At 65.2% G+C, this 16,626-nt stretch carries 17 protein-coding genes; 15 read left to right on the plus strand and 2 right to left on the minus strand.

Translation table 11 applies throughout. The features are described 5' to 3' along the window. Positions 1 to 425: 425 nt before the first annotated feature. Genes OB916_RS06365 through OB916_RS06385 form a run of 5 tightly spaced genes read left to right on the plus strand, consistent with a single transcriptional unit; the run spans position 426 to position 4,743 of the window. Entirely contained in the window at positions 426 to 1,607 is a 1,182-nt protein-coding gene (locus tag OB916_RS06365; RefSeq protein ID WP_315908450.1) for a hydrogenase small subunit, read from the plus strand. Between the two features lie 6 nt (positions 1,608 to 1,613). Then, complete coding sequence (locus OB916_RS06370) at positions 1,614 to 3,149, plus strand: nickel-dependent hydrogenase large subunit (RefSeq protein ID WP_315908451.1); 1,536 nt, start codon at positions 1,614 to 1,616, stop codon at positions 3,147 to 3,149. Further along, the gene (locus tag OB916_RS06375) at positions 3,133 to 4,098 is read left to right on the plus strand and encodes a cytochrome b/b6 domain-containing protein (protein WP_315908452.1); all 966 of its coding nucleotides are present in this window, start codon (positions 3,133 to 3,135) and stop codon (positions 4,096 to 4,098) included. Before OB916_RS06370 ends, OB916_RS06375 begins: the two co-directional genes overlap by 17 nt. Then, the gene (locus tag OB916_RS06380) at positions 4,091 to 4,582 is read left to right on the plus strand and encodes a hydrogenase maturation protease (RefSeq protein ID WP_315908453.1); all 492 of its coding nucleotides are present in this window, start codon (positions 4,091 to 4,093) and stop codon (positions 4,580 to 4,582) included. The genes OB916_RS06375 and OB916_RS06380 overlap by 8 nt, the downstream gene beginning before the upstream one ends. After that, entirely contained in the window at positions 4,579 to 4,743 is a 165-nt protein-coding gene (locus OB916_RS06385) for a hypothetical protein (protein WP_315908454.1), read from the plus strand. Before OB916_RS06380 ends, OB916_RS06385 begins: the two co-directional genes overlap by 4 nt. Here the strand turns inward: OB916_RS06385 and OB916_RS06390 are convergent, their stop codons facing one another. Next, positions 4,744 to 6,669 (minus strand): ArnT family glycosyltransferase, encoded by a 1,926-nt coding sequence (locus OB916_RS06390; RefSeq protein ID WP_315908455.1) that lies wholly within the window; start codon positions 6,667 to 6,669, stop codon positions 4,744 to 4,746. Between the two features lie 114 nt (positions 6,670 to 6,783). On the opposite strand from OB916_RS06390, the gene OB916_RS06395 reads away from it, so the two are divergent. From OB916_RS06395 to OB916_RS06430, 8 genes are all read left to right on the plus strand, one after another. After that, complete coding sequence (locus OB916_RS06395) at positions 6,784 to 7,551, plus strand: glycosyltransferase family 2 protein (RefSeq protein ID WP_315908456.1); 768 nt, start codon at positions 6,784 to 6,786, stop codon at positions 7,549 to 7,551. A gap of 2 nt (positions 7,552 to 7,553) precedes the next feature. After that, positions 7,554 to 7,940: a DUF2304 domain-containing protein gene (locus OB916_RS06400; RefSeq protein WP_315908457.1), complete on the plus strand. Its 387-nt coding sequence runs from the start codon at positions 7,554 to 7,556 to the stop codon at positions 7,938 to 7,940. A gap of 3 nt (positions 7,941 to 7,943) precedes the next feature. Next, positions 7,944 to 8,765 carry a polysaccharide deacetylase family protein gene (locus tag OB916_RS06405; RefSeq protein ID WP_315908458.1) on the plus strand — a complete coding sequence of 274 codons (822 nt, stop codon included), beginning with the start codon at positions 7,944 to 7,946 and terminating at the stop codon, positions 8,763 to 8,765. 60 nt (positions 8,766 to 8,825) lie between these two features. After that, positions 8,826 to 9,884 (plus strand): lysylphosphatidylglycerol synthase transmembrane domain-containing protein, encoded by a 1,059-nt coding sequence (locus OB916_RS06410; protein ID WP_315908459.1) that lies wholly within the window; start codon positions 8,826 to 8,828, stop codon positions 9,882 to 9,884. A 78-nt stretch (positions 9,885 to 9,962) separates the two neighbouring features. Then, positions 9,963 to 11,504: an alkaline phosphatase family protein gene (locus OB916_RS06415; RefSeq protein ID WP_315908460.1), complete on the plus strand. Its 1,542-nt coding sequence runs from the start codon at positions 9,963 to 9,965 to the stop codon at positions 11,502 to 11,504. A gap of 175 nt (positions 11,505 to 11,679) precedes the next feature. Beyond that, the gene (locus OB916_RS06420) at positions 11,680 to 12,096 is read left to right on the plus strand and encodes a hypothetical protein (RefSeq protein WP_315908461.1); all 417 of its coding nucleotides are present in this window, start codon (positions 11,680 to 11,682) and stop codon (positions 12,094 to 12,096) included. A gap of 72 nt (positions 12,097 to 12,168) precedes the next feature. Continuing rightward, positions 12,169 to 12,528, plus strand: a complete 360-nt coding sequence (locus tag OB916_RS06425) for a DUF5802 family protein (protein ID WP_315908462.1) — start codon at positions 12,169 to 12,171, stop codon at positions 12,526 to 12,528. A 25-nt stretch (positions 12,529 to 12,553) separates the two neighbouring features. Further along, positions 12,554 to 13,450: a Vms1/Ankzf1 family peptidyl-tRNA hydrolase gene (locus OB916_RS06430; RefSeq protein WP_315908463.1), complete on the plus strand. Its 897-nt coding sequence runs from the start codon at positions 12,554 to 12,556 to the stop codon at positions 13,448 to 13,450. Positions 13,451 to 13,496: 46 nt separating this feature from the next. Here the strand turns inward: OB916_RS06430 and OB916_RS06435 are convergent, their stop codons facing one another. Further along, entirely contained in the window at positions 13,497 to 15,056 is a 1,560-nt protein-coding gene (locus OB916_RS06435; RefSeq protein ID WP_315908464.1) for a hypothetical protein, read from the minus strand. 108 nt (positions 15,057 to 15,164) lie between these two features. On the opposite strand from OB916_RS06435, the gene OB916_RS06440 reads away from it, so the two are divergent. Together OB916_RS06440 and OB916_RS06445 are read left to right on the plus strand one after the other, a co-directional pair. Continuing rightward, positions 15,165 to 15,956: a shikimate dehydrogenase gene (locus tag OB916_RS06440; RefSeq protein ID WP_315908465.1), complete on the plus strand. Its 792-nt coding sequence runs from the start codon at positions 15,165 to 15,167 to the stop codon at positions 15,954 to 15,956. A 25-nt stretch (positions 15,957 to 15,981) separates the two neighbouring features. Next, entirely contained in the window at positions 15,982 to 16,581 is a 600-nt protein-coding gene (locus OB916_RS06445) for a helix-hairpin-helix domain-containing protein (RefSeq protein WP_315908466.1), read from the plus strand. The last annotated feature ends 45 nt before the right edge of the window (positions 16,582 to 16,626 follow it).

Genomic DNA, 16,626 nt, shown 5'->3' on the forward strand with positions numbered 1-16,626 from the left:
GTGGATACGTTAGTACGGGCAGCTTTCGGGAATGCGGGCCGCGCCACTCATCTCTTTGGCCCTCTGTCGCCGCCAATCGGGGTGCTGCTTCGGTGTCTTTCCGTCAGTAGTACTCACGTATGTCGTATTTCGGGCAGGATACTCTCTGATATGGACGCCTTTCTCCCGGGCGGGTCCTCGCTCGATTCGGTCTGTGGAGGTCCGAGTCCGATCTAGTCGTGCCCGTCGACGGTTTCCCATCGAGAGTATCGTCGCCGGTCGGGGGATTCCAACCCCAGACTGAACGGTGGAACGCAACTCTCATGGCGAAACCACCGGATTCCTCCGATAACCTCTCACAGTCCTTGACTCGACACTGAACTGGTCTTCTCAGAGCGCAAGAATCTATATCTATTTTTAATGTTCTTTGTATTCCTTTTCTCAGTATGGCCATACGCAGCAGTGACAACGGCCAGACCAGGCGAAATTTCTTGAAGCTCGCTGGCACGATGTCTGCCGGAGCGGTCGTTTCCCGCCACACCGGCGAGATCGCGCAGGCGCTTCAGCAGGCGACAGACGGGCCGGTCGAGGTCGCCTGGCTGCAAGGACAGAGCTGTTCGGGGTGTACGATATCACTCCTGCAGGGACAGTATCCGACTCTGGAGGAGACCTTGAGCGAGTTCCGGATGGAGTTGACGTTCCATCCCACGCTCATGGCGGAACACGGCGAGGCAGCTATCGAGTCGATGAGCAAGTCGCCGGACATACTCGTCCTCGAGGGGTCGGTGCCGACCGATATTCCGTCCGCCGCGACGGTCGCCGAGAAGCCGGTCTACGACTGGGTCACGGAGCTGGCCCCCGAGGCCGAGTACGTGATCGGCGTGGGCAACTGTGCAGCCTTCGGCGGCTGGCCGGCGGCCGAGAACAAAAATCGGCTCCACGACGTCGGCAAGAACGTCACGGGAGCGAAGGGGCTCCAGTTCGAGCAACGTTCCCAACCCGGCGTACTCGGACCGGATTTCGAGGCCGGATCGGGGCTTCCGGTCGTCAATCTCGGAGGCTGTCCCCCTCATCCTGACTACATACTGTTGACGATCGCGACTGTTCTCAACGGCCACATACCGGAGCTCGACCGGTACAACCGGCCGAAGCCGTTCTACGAACCGCTCGTCCACGACAACTGCAAGTGGCGAGGCTACTTCGACCGCGGCGAGTTCGCGGACAAACCTGGCGAGGAGGGGTGTCTGTACCAGGTGGGGTGTGCCGGACCCTACACGCACTGTGACGACCAGACTCGGCTGTGGAACGACGGGACGAGCGTCTGTCTCAACGTGGGCGCGCCGTGTATCGGCTGTATGGAGCCCGGGTTCTGGGACCGCTTCCAGCCGCTGGACAAGTCGGTCGAACGCCAGAATATCTTCGGCGTCGACGTCGAGACGGCCGGGCTAGCCGCGGTCGGCGCCGGCGTGGTCGGCATCGGTGCTCACGCCGCCCGGAAGGTCACCGGATACGGGAAGTCCGAACAGGACGGCAACGGAGGCCAATCGGAAGACGCCGACGCGGAGTCCACGGCGTCAGACGCTGGCCAGCAGTCGGATGCGGAGACCGGGGACGACAAACCGGTGTGATTTATCATGGTAGAAGTAAAAATCGATCCGACGACACGTATCGAAGGCCACCACGGGATGGAGCTGGAAGTAGAGGACGGTCAGATAGCGGAGGCCAGAAGCACGATGAAGATGTTCCGGGGGGCCGAAATCATCACCGTCGGCAGGTCACCTCGGGACGCGGCACAGCTCACGGGAAAAGTCTGTGGCGTCTGTTTCATCTGTCACCGGATCGGCTCGTCGCGGGCGACCGAAGACGCGGCGATCAACGCCGGTGCCTTCGATGGGATTCCGGAGCACGCCAAGATTCTCCGGGACGCGGTCGAGGGCATCTTCTTCCTGTGGAACCACGCGATCCACCTGTTCGCCCTGGTCGGTCCCGACTACAGCGACGCAGTCGCCGACACGGGATTCGAGCGGCTGGACCCACTCGAAGGCGACGGGTATCAGGGAGCGCTCGAAAACCAGCGCAAGCTCATGCAGGCGCTGGCGGAGTTCGGCGGGCGTGCACCCCACCCGCTCGCGTTCGTCCCTGGCGGGGTCGCGACGAATCCGGATGTTTCGACGGTACAGACCGTCAAGTCCCGCGTCCGGGAAGTCAGCAACTGGCTCGGGCCGACCGAGGCGGTTCCGGACGTTCTTGCGAACGTCCAGAACGGCGAGTTCGACCCACAGCTGGGCGAGGGGCTCCACGACGTCGTCTCGATTCTCGTGGCCGCCGCCAGGGAAGGCGCTGCCGACCTCGGATCGGGACCGAACCGCTACTACAGCAACGGGCTGTTCAGGGAGCCCGAGTCCGACGAACGGATTTTCAAGCGCGGCGTGTATCGCGACGGATCCGTCGAACTGATGACGAAAGACGAAATCGTCGCTGCCATCTCCGAAGACACGGAGTACTCGTACTATACCGACGAGTCGGGCGGGAAACCGACCGAGGCGCAACCACCGGAGCCAGACCCCAACAAAGAAGGGGCCTACTCCTGGGGGAAAGCACCCAGATTCGACGGCGAGACGATGGAGGTCGGACCGCTCGCCAGGCTCACGATCTCGGGCTACGATCCGTTCAACCTCCGGGCGGACCTGGGCGGCGGCTCGGACGAGAGCAATACGCTCAACCGCCTCATCGCCCGTGCACAGGAGGCACTGATCGTTCGCGACCGGGTGCTTGATCTGCTGGACGCGTTCGACCCGAGCGAACCGCTCATGGCCGACTTCCCCGACGATTACACCGGGAAGGGGGTCGGCCTCTGGGAGCCGTCCCGGGGGACCCTCTCTCACTACGTGGACGTCAAGGACGGGGAGATCGAACGCTACCAGATCATCACGCCGACGCTGTGGAACATCGGACCGCGGGACGGCGAGGACAACCCGTCGATCATCGAGGGAGCCATCGTCGGCGACGAGGTCGCGGACATCGAGAACCCGATCAACGTGATGCGGACGATCCGCTCGTTCGACCCGTGCCTGGCCTGCTCGGTCCACGTCGATAGTCCGGAGGGATCCTACGAGACCGAACTCAAACCGGCGTCGCCGGGAGGGATGACCGATGTCGGGGACGACTGACGACGCGGGCGAGTCGCCGGCGGGAGAGACCGGCGGCACCTCGAGCCTGCTCGACAGAGGCCGACAGCTCTGGCGGACGGCCCGATCCGACATTATCGAGACCGACGACAGGGTCGCACAACTCGAGACGGCCGAGCGTCGGCCGGTCGAGCGACACTCGCTGGGGAACCGTCTGAGTCACTGGATCCAGGCGATCCTGTTTTTCCTGTTGCTGTGGACGGGACTGGCGATCTGGTCTGGTAATTACTTCCTCCTTGAGTCCGGGATTTGGGGCGGCTACTACGTCGCTTTCGGGATCCACATGTGGACCGGGATCCTGATCGTGGCGATCACGTTCGTCGTCTTCCCCTACTACTACGTCTTGGTCGACAAACACCACCAGCTACTGGAGATGGCAGATATTCAGGTCAGCTTCGACATTGCCGAGGCGTTCGTCGGTCTCAAGAAGTACATGCCGTACTACCACGACGCCCGGCGTGCCTACGACGAGGACGAGGGCGACTGGATCGCTCACCATCCGATGCAGAAGACGTTCTTCTGGTGGATCGCCATCTTCATCGGAATCCTCGCGCTGACCGGCTTCGGCATGTATCGCGAGATGGCGACCGAGTCGACCTGGTGGATCGACGCGCTGGGCTTCATGGCCGGCTGGTTGGCCTTCGAAACGCTCAAGCAGATTCACCTGCTGCTAGCATTCATCACCGCAGTAATGGTACTCTTTCACATCTATTTCGCCGCCCTGCCGAGCAACTGGGACGTTCTCAAGTCGATGGTGTTCGGGGACGTCGACGCGTTTATCGTCCACAGTGAACACGAGGAGTCGACCGGTGACCAGCCGACGACCGGTGACGGGCCAGCCACGGCCGCAGACGGAGGACAGGCCGAGAAGCGGGAAAGCGACGTGACGACCGGCGACGCGACACGCGGTGGTGAGCCGACGGATGAGTGAGCACTCGCATATCGCCGTCGTCGGCGTCGGAAACCCCATCATGGGGGACGACGGCGTCGGCGAGCGCGTCGTCGAGGCGCTTCGTGACGAGGGTCTCCCGGACGGCGTCGTCGCGACCCACGCCGGCACGACGGCGTTTTTCGCGCTGGAAGCGATGAGCGGAGCCGACTACGCGATCGTCGTCGACGCAGTTGCGGTCGAGGACGCTCCACCGGGTTCGATCCATCGGTACCGCTACCGTGAGGGGTCGTTCGACGGCTCGCCGCCCGAAGTGCTGATGCACGACTTCTCGTTTTCGGATGCGTTACAGACCGGAAAAGATCCTTACAACCTGCCCGACGAGTTGCTCGTGATCGGCGTCCAGCCGGCCGACACCGGACCAGGCACGGAGTTGAGTGACGCCGTAGATGAGCGGATCCCCGACGTGATCGAGCTCATTCGCGAAACGATCGCGGCGCGTACCCAACCGGAGGTCGAGCCATGAACACCCGCTGGTACTGCACGGACTGCGAGACCGAGATCGACCGCGAAGAGATCGATGACCACGAGTCGGAGGGCCATCACGTCAAGGGTATGCTCAGGCCCGAACGGTTGCTCTCGAACGACCCCTGGACGCTCGGGAATGAGGTCAGCGACGAACAGTAACTACGACTCACACGCCCCTGTTCGTTCGAGGACGACCGCGTACCCGTAGACGCCGACGTCCTGCGGATCGCCGTACTCGATCGTCCGGGGATAGATTCCGGCCCGGATCACGTTCCAGGTTCTGTCGTAGGGCTCGCCGTCGTCGAGGAACGGCGGCTCCCGTCCGAACGTCGCGGCCACGTCGTAGGGGTAGGGTGCCTGTTCGCTCTCGTACGGTCCGTCCTCGGCGAGCAGATCGCGGACGTACTCGGCGTCTCCCGGATAGGTCCAGCGCTCCGAGAGCCGGCTGTGATTGTCCGGCGCGAGCCAGATCATCGCTCGCTGGTAGTTGAGGACGATGTAGTCGGGACAGCGTTGCTCGACGCGTTGCATCCAATCGCTCCGGAGGAGTCCGTCCGTCCCGGCGGTCGGCCGGTAGATCGTCCAGCCGTGAGGGACCGCAGCCTCCTGGGAGTCCCCCGCGTACGTTTCGACTGTGGCGTTTGCACCGCCGTGGTCGTGCAGCCACCCGACGGCCGCGTCACGCGGCTGGTCGGCGTAGCCGACCGTTCCGACGCCGGCGTAGATAGCCGTCGAGACGAGCAACACGACGGTGAGCACGTGGGCGGCCTGCTCGTACTCGACGTCGAGCCACTGCAACCCGAGTGCGACCAGCAGGATCACCATCGGGAACAGCAGCAGCAGGTGGTGGGTCCGGAAGTACGCCCACGTCGAGAAGACAGTCGTCATGACGGCGATCACCGACAGCGCGAGGACGATTCCGGCCGTTTCGAGCGACAGCTTCGTGTTCCGCACCGACCGGACCGTATCCGGCTGTAGCGTCACGAGTGCCCGTCGTCCCAGCGTGGCGACCCCCACCGCGACGCCGCCGACGGACGCGAGCGCCAGCGGCCAGCCGAGTCCGTTGGCAGCACCGCGGACGTACCACCACCAGGCCGGCCGATCGAGCCACCCGTGCGAACGCGTCTTCTCGTTTGCGACGCGGTCGACTCGGTCGAGAACCACCTCTGGACCGTCCCATATCTCGGACAGCACACCACCGGACGCACCGCTCGGGATCGTGTTGACGACGGCACTCGGGAACGAGAGATACATCACGACCACCGCGAGTATCGGACCGCCGACCAACAGTTCGGGCCGGAACAGCGCCCGTTTCGGGTCGTCCACTCGGCCGGCGCGCAACAGGTACGCGACGCCGAGCAGGATCGCCGTGACACCTGCGGTCGGCTTGAACGCGATCGCGAGCCCGCCGACGGCACTCCCGCCGAGGAAAAGCCGCCGCGAGCCGGCCTCGACGTAGCGCACGGCGAGATAGAAGACCAGCAGGACGCAAAACAGCGCCGGGACGTCCTCGCCGGCTTCGTGTGCAAGGACGATCACGGCCCAGGTCAGCGACAGCAACAGCGCGGCGAGCCGACCGGTCGCCCGGTCGCGCACGTGCGTTCCGATCCGATACAGCAGATAGACGGATCCGACCGCGAACGCGACGTTCGTCAGCCGGGCCGGCAGGACCGTCGCCCACCACAGCCAGGCAGGGATCGCCTGCCAGTGGGCGTAGAGATCGGTCCCGAGCGCACCGAAGATGTCGCCGAACGCGCTCGCGTCACCGATCAGGACGGCGATCGCGATCGCCGGCAGCGCCACGAGCGCGTAGAGATACAGCGTCGGTCCGAAGACGCGCCAGTATTTCGTCCCCTCCTGGAGGGCTTCGAGGCTGAACTCGTCGTTGACGACGAAGCCGGCGACTTCCATCACGTCGACAACCCGCCAGCGCTCGTCTCTGGTCGCGAAGTTCGGCAGCCGGTGCCAGACCCAGAACGAGGAGAGCAACGCCGATAGCAGCAGGATGTACGCGAGGTAGGGATCTGCAGCGAGATCCTCGCGCACTTGCTGGTAGGCTCGTTCGAGCGGGGAGGGCAGCCACATCATCGACAGGTATCCCCTCACGACACAAAAAGACGGGCGACTTCGGACGATCTCTCCTCGAAAAGTCTTTGAGAGCCCCACGGAAACGATCACGTAGTTCACCGAGGAACACTGATGGCCACGCAATCGACGCGGACCGCGACTGACAACGACACTCCGTCGGACGACCGGGACACCGCCCGACCGATGCACGACCGCGACACCGAACTGTCGGTGCTGGCGATCGTCCCCGCGTACAACGAGGCCGGGACGATCGCCGACGTCGTCGCCGAGACGAGTCGCTACGTCGACAAGGTGGTCGTGATCGACGACGCGAGCACGGATGGGACCGAAAGCAGGGCTCGGGAGGTCGCTGATGGCGTCGTCTCACATCCCAGAAACATGGGCGTCGGGGGCGCGGTCCACACCGGCTATCTGGTCGGCGTGCGCGAGGAGTTCGACGTGGTCGTCCAGATCGACGGCGACGGGCAACACGACCCCGCTGACATCCCGCGCTTGCTCGAACGGATCGCCGACGGCGCAGACATGGTGATCGGCAGCCGCTTCCTCAACGACAGCTACAGGGAGTACAGCCTCGTCCGCCGGGCGGGGATCCGGTTTTTCACCTGGGAGGTCAACGCCCTGGCCGGTCTCGATATCACGGACGTCACGAGCGGGTTCCGGGCGTACACGACGGCACTGCTCGCAGACCTCTCCCGGCCGGAGAACAGCCACTGGGCGCTCGAACAGACGCTCGAAGCGTCCCGGAAGGGCTACCGGATCGTCGAGGTCTCGACGCCCATGCCCCCGGAAACCGACGGATCGCAGTTCGATCTCGGGACGTTTCTGAAGTACCCGCCACGGATGATCAAGACGACGATGAAGGTACTCCTGTTCAGATAACGATGTTCGGGTTCTCAGCGATCCACGTGATCGGTATCGTCGCGGGACTGGCGCTGCTCTACCAGAGCTATCGGCTCGTCGCGGCACGCAAAGAGGGGATCTTCGAGTTCTTGCTGTGGGCTGGGTTCGGCGTCGGGTTGCTTGTAATATCGATCGGAAGCGCGCTCGAGACGGTCGACCTGCTCGCCGCGCTCGAAGGCGGGCTCTCGGCGCTCGGATTTGCCCGTGGAACCGACTCCATTTTCTTCGTCTCGAACCTCCTGTTGCTGTTCGTCGTGTTCTACACGTACGTCCAGCTCGTCGAGAGCCGCCGACAGCTCTCCGATCTCACTCAGGAACTCGCGCTGCTGCGCTACGATCTCGAACAGCGGACCGACGACGAGGACTGACACATGACACGCGCCGTCCTCTCGGTCGATTTCGAGAGCTTCGCTCACACGCCCGCCTACCGGAGTGCCGAGGGGTCCACGCCGAATCCCAACGACGTCGGCCCGGACCAGATGGAGCGACTGCTCACGACGCTCGACACGTACGACGCGACTGGGACGTTCTTCGTCGTCTCGGAGGTCACCCAGCGCTATCCGGAACGGATCGTCGCCGCGGCCGACCGCGGCCACGAGATCGCATCGCACACGCATACTCACCCGCTGTTGACCGACTGCACGGCCGCGGAGCGGCGCGAGGAACTCGCTCACTCGCGGGAGGTCCTGGAGTCGGTGACGGACGCGTCGGTGACGGGCTTTCGCGCCCCTGCCTTCGACTTCGGAGCGGATCATTTCGATCTGTTGGCCGAGGTGGGCTACGAGTACGACTCCAGCGTCGCCCCCTGTCGGTCGATCCCCGGCTGGTACGGCGGCGAGTGGTCGGTCCGGGAGCCGACCCTGGCCAGCGATCTGCAGGCGAGTGCACCCGATTCAGTGACCGAATTGCCGATCGCAGTGATGCCGGGACTCGGGCTGCCGCTGACGGGCACCTGGATCCGGTTTTTCGGCGTCCACTACACCCTGCTGGGAATGAAACTGCTCGCCAGACGGGGGATCGCACCCGTCCTGTACGTCCACCCCTGGGAACTCGCGACGCTGCCACAAGTCGAGGGCGTTCCGCGACGAGTGTACGTCCGGACCGGCGAGTGGATGTGGCGCGCGATCGAGCGCATCCTAGCCAGCGATTTCGAGTTCGTCACTGCCCGAAGCGTCGCGGGTGATGCGAGATGAGACGCCACCGATCCCCAGGTGATGCGAGATGAGACGCCAGCGACCCAGGGGTGAGCCGCGATGATCGACCGACGACGCGTGCTGTGGCTGTTGCGCTACGGGGTCGGGATCGCCGCGCTCACCTGGCTGGTCGTGCAGGCCGACTGGGCCGAGGTGCTCGTGACCCTCTCGGGGATGGCTCCCGCGGCCGTCGCGATCGTGCTCGGCGCGTCGGTGCTGGGAACGGTCGCGCAGTTCTGGACCTGGCACGTCCTGATCAACCGGGTGCGTTCGACCCCCTTTCGCGTGGCCGCCGGCGTGATGCTGACGGTCCGGTTCATCAATCACCTCACGCCGTCCCAGGCCGTCGGCAAGTCCCTCGCACCGGCGGTCCTCCGCCAGTACACCGGCTACACCTGGGGGACGGTCGTCGCGGTGGCGACGCTGCACACGGCGCTGTTCGCGGTGCTCTACGGGATCGTCGCGCTGGTCGGACTTGGCGTGTTCGCCTCGGCGCTGTCGCCCGGACTGCTGGTCGTGATCGCCGCCTCTGCGGGACTGTATCTCGTCGTCGGACCGCTGTTGTTCGTCGCCGGCACGCGACTCGGTGGGGCGGCGACGCTGGCCGCCGCGGTCCGCGATCGGATCCCCATCGAGCGACTCCCCTACGCCGAGGCGCTGCTGGCGAAAGCCGTCGGCGCGCTGCCCGACATCGGCGAGGAGACCGCCGAGACGCTGGGTCGACTCCGCCGGGATCCGGTCGCGATCGGCGGCTACGCGGTCGGCTGGGCGGTCGCGCTGCTCGTCGTCCCCGGTGTGCGAGTGTGGGTGCTGCTGTCGGCGGCCGGCGTCGAGTTCTCGCCGCTTTCGCTGTCGGTGGCCGGCGTCGAACTCTCGGTGCTGCTGTTGCCGATCGCACTGGTGACCGCCTACGCCGTGACGCTGCTGCCGATCACGCCCGGCGGCGTCGGGATCGCCGAGGCCTCCGCGACGCTGGTGCTGGCCGCGCTGGGCGTCCCGGCGACCATCGCCGGGCCGACGATCCTCATCGATCGCTTCCTCGGGGTCTACCTCCCCGCGCTCGTCGGGTGGTATCCGACGATGCGACTGGATCCGTCCTGGAAGTCGGCAGAATCGTAGCTGGGTTCGTTGCAGTCGGTGGACCTGCACCCACGGCGGGATGAACAGACATTTGCCGAGTGCCGGGCAACGACCGCTATGACCCGGACGTTCGTACTGGGGCTCGACGGCGCCAGCTGGCGGCTGCTCGACCCCTGGATCGAGGCAGGGGAGTTGCCGAATCTCGAAGCGCTGCGCGAGTCGGGCACCTGGGCCGAGAGTCGCAGTTGCCTCCCGCCCGTGACGTTCCCCAACTGGAAGTGCTACGCCTCCGGCAAGGACCCCGGCGGCTTCGGCGTCTTCTGGTTCGAGCGGGTCGATCTCGACGCCGGCGAGATCACTGTCTGCAACGGCAGCGACTTCGACACGCTGGAACTGTGGGACTACCTCAACGACGAGGGGCAGACAGCAGGTGTGATGAACATGCCCTCGACGTATCCGCCGCGCGAGATCGACGGGTTCGTCGTCTCGGGCGGGCCGGACGCCGTCGAAGGCGAATACCGCTCGATCGAGGAGGGCTATACGTCTCCGCCGGAACTGGCCGGGGAACTCGAAGACCGGTTCGGCTACCGGGTCCACCCGGAGCCGCTGCTGTCGAGCAACGACGAGACCGGCGCGGAAGTCGACGCGATCCTCGAGCTGTTCGAGGCCCGCTTCGAGGCCGCCGTCACCCTCTTCGAGGAGCGCGAGCTGGATTTCATGCACCTGACGCTGTTCTACCTGAACGTCCTGCATCACTTCTTCTGGGACGCAGAGCCGACAAAGCGCGGCTGGAAACTCGTCGACGAGTGGATCGGTCGTCTCGCCGATCTGGAGGACACGGATCTGATCGTGATGTCCGACCACGGCAGCGGCCCGACCCAGACCGAGTTTTACGTCAACGAGTGGCTGGCAGAGAACGGCTACCAGGCACGCACCCAGTCGCTCGGGAGCGTCTTCCAGCAGGTGGGGCTGACCCGGGAGAACGCGCTGGCGATCGCCAAGCGCCTGGGGATGGTCGAGTTCCTCTCGCGAGTCGTCCCCGAGCGGGTCCAGCAACTCGTCCCCCAGGAGGCGGGCGTCAAACGCGGCCAGAAGCTCGACGCGATCGACCTGCCGAACACGCAGGCCGTCGCGAGTTCGCAGGGGCCGATCTACGTCAACCCCGACTACGACGTCGACAGCGTCGCCGACTCCCTGATCGAGGACCTCCGGACGGTCGAGGACGAGCACGGCCGGATCTTCACGAACGTCTACCGCGGCGAGGAGATCTACAACGGACCGTACGTCGAGGAGGCTCCCGACGTCGTGGTCGAGCAGCGCCCCGGCGTCCACGTCAACGACGGGATCGGCGGCGGCGAGATCATGACCGAGCCGGCCCGCTGGGCCGCCGAGAACACCAACACCGGGATCTTCGTCGCGTCCGGCCCCTCCTTCGAGGCCGGCGGCCAGCGCGAACAGATTTCGATCACCGACATCGCGCCGACGGTCCTGGCAAACGCCGGCTGTGCGGTCCCGACGGACATGCGCGGGGAGGTGCTCGACGTCTTCGTCGAGGACCCGGACGTGGAGACGCGTGACCCACTCGAATCGGCTGGCCGACGTTCCGACGCGAGCGAGGAGGTCTCCGAGCGACTCCAGCAACTGGGCTACATGGAGTGACCACTCTATAACCGTTCCCCGATACCATTGTGCGAAGGCGTCCTCAAAATTCGACGGGAAGCTCACGAACTTCCTCCCGGTCGATAGACGTTCGGGGAGTCGGCCTCTTGTGTTCCACTCAGGCCAAAAACCAGTATATATATATATATGACGAATACAAAATAATTCAAGATATATGTACAGAATCGCGATCGCCTGCGTGTTGGTCCTCGCGCTGGGGTTCGCGGGGTGTGTTTCGGATACCAGTCCGACGACCACGGCAAACGGACAGGTCTCGGAGTACGTGAACGCGACTGTCGAGGAGGAGATCATCGACCGCGAATCAGAGCGGGTGCGGGAGATGCTGTCGGAACGCGATCACGCGGAATACGGTGTCGGCGGTGCGGGCAGCCTCGAGACGACGATCGTGAACACGACGGACGATGGTGCGTACGTGCGCGTTTCGATCCCCTACTGGTTCACCGATCAGCGGACGCCATCCGGATCCGGCGGAAATCGGACGGTGACGACGGTCCAGGTCACGGGTGACGCAACCCAGACGGCGGTCTACTTCGTCAACGCGACCGCGATCGAGCGCGTTTCCGGCGGGTGAATTCTGACAGTCGACCTTCACGGGCCCGCGGAAGACTTATACACTTTCATGCGTGAGAAGAACACGCACAGTATGTTCGAACAGTTCTCCCGGGGGTACTATCTCGGACGGCTCTACGTCGAGCCACAGGATCACCAGCTGGCGGCGCTGTGTCGCGAGCAATACGAGCAGATCGCAACGCAACTCTACGCCGAGGAGCGGGGCGCGACACCCGAGCAGCCGCTCGTAATGAAACTCGGGACGCGACACTTCCGGGTCCACGGCGAAGACGGCGTGCCGGCCGACACGCTCGCGGTCCCACCGGAGATCATCGAAGACGACGCGCGGATCCGCAACCCACCCGCGCTCAGGGAGGTCTTCCTCGCGAAGGCCGACCGGGCCGAGCAGCTGCTCGAGATGGAGCAGTCACTGCCGGATCAGACCGGGATTTAAGCGTCCTCGCCTCCCGGACCCGGGTATGTTCGACGAGTTGTTCGGCCGTGCCGAACTCAAAGAGCGCATCGAGACGCTCGAAGACGAGAGGGCCGAACTGCGAGACCGCCTCGAGGCCGAGCAGGAGCGTCGCAAGGACGCCGTCACTGACAGACAGGCCGCCGAGCGACGCGTCAACGAACTCGAAGATCGGATCACACAGCTGCGAGATCGGATCGATCGCCTCGAAGACGGCGAGCAGACCCTGTCCTATCGGCGACGTGAGCAACTCACGGGCAGGCGCATCGAGAGCGTGCTCGACCGGCTGACCTCACTGGAGGGGCAACCGGAGAGTATCCTCACGGCCGTCGTCGTCGACGACCACCAGATCTCGGGAGAACTCAGGGACGGGTTCGGCGAGCGTGCGGCGCTCGTTTCCCGCGCCGCGCCGTGTCTGGCCGTCACCGACGACGCCAGGATGGTGAGCGTCGCCTTCGACGTCCCGAACCCGCCCGAGCCGTTCGCACGGTGGGGCGACAGTGTCGAAATCGATCGGTCATGGTTCGAGCCGACGGGGCGGTTCACGCTCGCGCTCGTCCGTTCGGACCTGTTCGCGATGGGCGTCTACGAGGGTCGCGAGCGGACGGCTTTCCACGGGTTCGACAGCGAACTCAAGAGCAACCACTCCAAGGGCGGGTTCTCCCAGTCGCGCTTCGAGCGGATCCGCGACGGCCAGATCGACACGCACCTGGGGCGCTGTCAGGAGGCGCTCGCCGAGCGGCCGGACGACGCACCGCTTTTCGTCGTCGGCGAGCGCAGCGTCCTCGGCGCGGTCAGCGACGCCGCCGACGCGACCGCTGCCGTCGACGCCACGGGCGACCCCGAACAGGCGCTCGAAGACGCCTTCGAGGATTTCTGGACGGTGACGCTGTACGGGATCTGACAGCGAGGTCATCTACCGTCGGGACGGTTGACATCATCTGCGGTGATCACAACCACTCCGCGAACGAATCGGTTTCCCGACTCCGTCGGATATACTCGCGTTGCATGCGCTCGATCGCCTGCTGGAAGTCGAGGCCGTCTTCGAGGTGCTCGCGCACGCGGGCTTTCTTCCAGCTGCTGGGTGTCGTTTCCGCCCGCCAGCGCGCCCGGATCGGGTCGAGATACGACGCCCCGTCGATCCCCTGGACTTCGAGTCCGTGTTCGGCGTACTCGAACACTTCGGCGAAGATCTCGTCCGGATCAGCCGTTCGGTCGCCGTCGGCGGTCACCCAGGCCAGCTCCCCGTCAAGTCCGTCTCTGGCGGCCGCGTAGAACGCCGACTCGGCGGCCTCCCACGGGAGTTCGGTGATCGGATGGTCGGCGGCGACTAGCCCGCGGATCAGTCCGGCCGTCAGCGCCTGCAGGCCGACGACGTCGGCGACCGTCGGCTGGGTCGGCAGCGGGCGGTACTCGATCCGGACCGAGCGCTCGTCACCGGCCCCATCGACGGGGTCGCCGCCGATCACACATCGGACCCACCGCCAGTACGTGCCGCGCTTGTGCTCGAACTCCCAGTAGTTGTCCGTGTACGCGCTTCCGGAGTCGGCGTCGAGCCACTCGCTGAGAAACGGCGCGACGACGTCGTCCTCGCGCACGTGATCGACGACCTCGGTGACGGTATCGAGATCCGGCGGGACCCGCACTTTCGGGTTCGGCGTGACGTTGACCGACTGCTCGAAGACGGCGATCCGGAGTTCGTGATGGGTTTCATCGAGGAGTCGCTCGGGATCGGCCACGTCGCCGTAGAGGTCCGCGGGGAGAAACGGGGAGTTGCTCGCGAGCGCCACCAGCGGTCCCATCGTCCTGATCGCGGCGTTGTAGTACTCGGGAAACGCCGCGGTCTGTGGGATCTGCAGGTGCGGCTGGATCGATGTCGCCAGCGACTCGAGGAGGATCGTGGGGAACGACTGCTCGACGCCCGGCACCGACAGTTCGATCGAGCCGCCGGTCCGTTCGAGCAGGTCGTTGTCGATCGCGACGTACCGTGGATCAGTCCGCATGTTGGTCGCCAGTCGGACGCCGTCGAGGTCTGTCGTCGCCGAGAGATACTCGACGGCTCCCGACTCCGGCGGAATCGTCCACATCGCATCGAGGACGAGCGCGCAGTGCTCTTTGCCCGCTGCCGCGCGAGCTTTCCGGGTTTCCATCTCGATCGCGGTCGCCTGCGCGTCCAGCCCGGCCGCGTCGAACGTATTCGGATCGGTGTTGATCTCGGCGTTGTGCAACCCCAGCTCCTTGCTGACGGCGTCGGTATCCTCGAAGATGCTTCCCGGGATCTGGTGTAGCCGGCTTCCTTCGGTCGGCTGCACGACCTGCTCGCCGTCCTCCGGCTGGCCGGCGACTGCGTACACTTCCATCTCCAGCCCGATCGCGAACCCCTCGTTGTCGAGTGCGCCTTCCTCGAACTGTCCGTAGAGGAAGTCAGTCTGTTCCCGGACGCGAGCGTCGAACTCTTCGCGCGTGGCCGGATCGAGCGAGCGTGTCACCAGCTCAGCCAGATCTGTCATTGGCGACTCTATGCGAGCATCAGTCATAGTAGTATGTCCTGGAGCAACCGTTGGTCCTCCAGCAGCAAGACGACGAAACCTTAACTGGATCAGCCCCGAGGCTGGCGTATGGATGTCTACGGACTGATCGGGAACCCGGTCGGGCACTCGCTGTCGCCGCCGATGCACGAGGCGGCTTACGACGAGCTGGGAATTGAGGCCAGATACGTCACCTTCGAGCCGGAGGCGGCGGTGCCAGCGATCGAGGCCGCTACGACGCTCGGTGTCGCCGGGCTGAACGTGACGATTCCGTTCAAGCAGGACGTGCTGGACGTCGTCGAGCCGGACGATCTCGCGGCCCGGATCGGCGCGGTCAACACCGTCGAGTTCACAGCTGACGGACCGGTTGGCTACAACACCGACGCCGTCGGCGCGGTGCGGGCCCTCCGGGAGCACGACGTGTCCCTCGACGGCGAGGCAGTCGTCGTCGGGGCGGGTGGTGCGGGGCGAGCCGTGGCGTTCGGCCTCGCCGACGCCGGGATGGGCGTCCGGATCGCCAACCGGACTGTCGAACGCGCACACGACCTGGCCGGGGCAGTTCCCGACGCGAGCGGACACGGACTCGACGACCTCCCGACGCTGCTCGCGGACGCGGACGTGCTGGTCAACGCCACGAGCGTCGGCATGGACGAGGATCGCTCGCCCGTCCCGGCCGACGCGCTACACGGGGACCTGACCGTTCTCGATGCGGTGTACTCGCCGATCGAGACGAGACTACTCCGAGACGCGGCAGCCGCTGGTGCGACGACCGTCGACGGAGCGTGGATGTTGCTGTACCAGGGCGTCGAGGCCTTCGAGCGCTGGACCGGTCGGGACGCACCGGTCGAGGCGATGAACGCGGCGCTTCGCGCCCGGCTTTAAGTGAACCGGGGTCAAACACGCGCACATGGGATTGTCGGAACTACTCGATCGGATCAAGGAGGCGCTCGGGATCGGTGGGTCCCGGGGCCAGTCGGAGCGACGCCCGCCACAGTCCGGAGACGAAACGGCCACCGAACCCACATCGAAAGAGACGACCGTCACCGTCGAGCGCGAACCCTCGACGGAGTCCGAGGACGCCGTCAAAGGGACCGACACCGCGGACGAGACTGAGGAGGACACGGACTCTGTCCCGACGACGGAAGACGCGGAGACTGCTGTCGAAGATGAAGCGACTGCGAGCGATACCGAGGCAGAAACGGACGAGGCAGAAACCGACGACGAGTCGAGCGAAGCGGAAACGGACGAGGAAGAAACCGACGACGAGTCGAGCGAAGCGGAAACGGACGAGGAGCCGAGTGAAACCGGGGCGGGCGAAGACCTCGGGACGGACGAGCCGACCGACGTGATCAAGGGAATCGGCTCGGCGTACGCCGATCGCCTGGCCGACGCGGGCGTCGAGACGGTCGCGGATCTGGCTGCTCGCGACGCCGAGAGCCTCTCTGAGGAGACAGATATCTCCGAAAAGCGCCTGCAGACCTGGATCGAGCGCGCAAAACATCGCTGAGTTCTGCGTTCTGTCAACGTTGCCGGCCTCGCAACCTACAAGCAG

The organism is Halapricum hydrolyticum, from assembly GCF_025517535.1.
In the GTDB taxonomy this organism is placed as follows: Archaea; Halobacteriota; Halobacteria; order Halobacteriales; family Haloarculaceae; genus Halapricum; species Halapricum hydrolyticum.

Bases quoted from the DNA above. Each gene is read 5' to 3' on its own strand.
- OB916_RS06380 (WP_315908453.1), top strand. From the start codon at position 4,091: ATGAGTGAGCACTCGCATATCGCCGTCGTCGGCGTCGGAAACCCCATC.
- OB916_RS06405 (WP_315908458.1), top strand. From the start codon at position 7,944: ATGACACGCGCCGTCCTCTCGGTCGATTTCGAGAGCTTCGCTCACACG.
- OB916_RS06430 (WP_315908463.1), top strand. From the start codon at position 12,554: ATGTTCGACGAGTTGTTCGGCCGTGCCGAACTCAAAGAGCGCATCGAG.
- OB916_RS06400 (WP_315908457.1), top strand. From the start codon at position 7,554: ATGTTCGGGTTCTCAGCGATCCACGTGATCGGTATCGTCGCGGGACTG.
- OB916_RS06420 (WP_315908461.1), top strand. From the start codon at position 11,680: ATGTACAGAATCGCGATCGCCTGCGTGTTGGTCCTCGCGCTGGGGTTC.
- OB916_RS06435 (WP_315908464.1), bottom strand. From the start codon at position 15,056: ATGACAGATCTGGCTGAGCTGGTGACACGCTCGCTCGATCCGGCCACG.
- OB916_RS06445 (WP_315908466.1), top strand. From the start codon at position 15,982: ATGGGATTGTCGGAACTACTCGATCGGATCAAGGAGGCGCTCGGGATC.
- OB916_RS06415 (WP_315908460.1), top strand. From the start codon at position 9,963: ATGACCCGGACGTTCGTACTGGGGCTCGACGGCGCCAGCTGGCGGCTG.
- OB916_RS06365 (WP_315908450.1), top strand. From the start codon at position 426: ATGGCCATACGCAGCAGTGACAACGGCCAGACCAGGCGAAATTTCTTG.
- OB916_RS06395 (WP_315908456.1), top strand. From the start codon at position 6,784: ATGGCCACGCAATCGACGCGGACCGCGACTGACAACGACACTCCGTCG.
- OB916_RS06425 (WP_315908462.1), top strand. From the start codon at position 12,169: ATGTTCGAACAGTTCTCCCGGGGGTACTATCTCGGACGGCTCTACGTC.
- OB916_RS06385 (WP_315908454.1), top strand. From the start codon at position 4,579: ATGAACACCCGCTGGTACTGCACGGACTGCGAGACCGAGATCGACCGC.
- OB916_RS06370 (WP_315908451.1), top strand. From the start codon at position 1,614: ATGGTAGAAGTAAAAATCGATCCGACGACACGTATCGAAGGCCACCAC.
- OB916_RS06375 (WP_315908452.1), top strand. From the start codon at position 3,133: ATGTCGGGGACGACTGACGACGCGGGCGAGTCGCCGGCGGGAGAGACC.
- OB916_RS06440 (WP_315908465.1), top strand. From the start codon at position 15,165: ATGGATGTCTACGGACTGATCGGGAACCCGGTCGGGCACTCGCTGTCG.
- OB916_RS06410 (WP_315908459.1), top strand. From the start codon at position 8,826: ATGATCGACCGACGACGCGTGCTGTGGCTGTTGCGCTACGGGGTCGGG.
- OB916_RS06390 (WP_315908455.1), bottom strand. From the start codon at position 6,669: ATGTGGCTGCCCTCCCCGCTCGAACGAGCCTACCAGCAAGTGCGCGAG.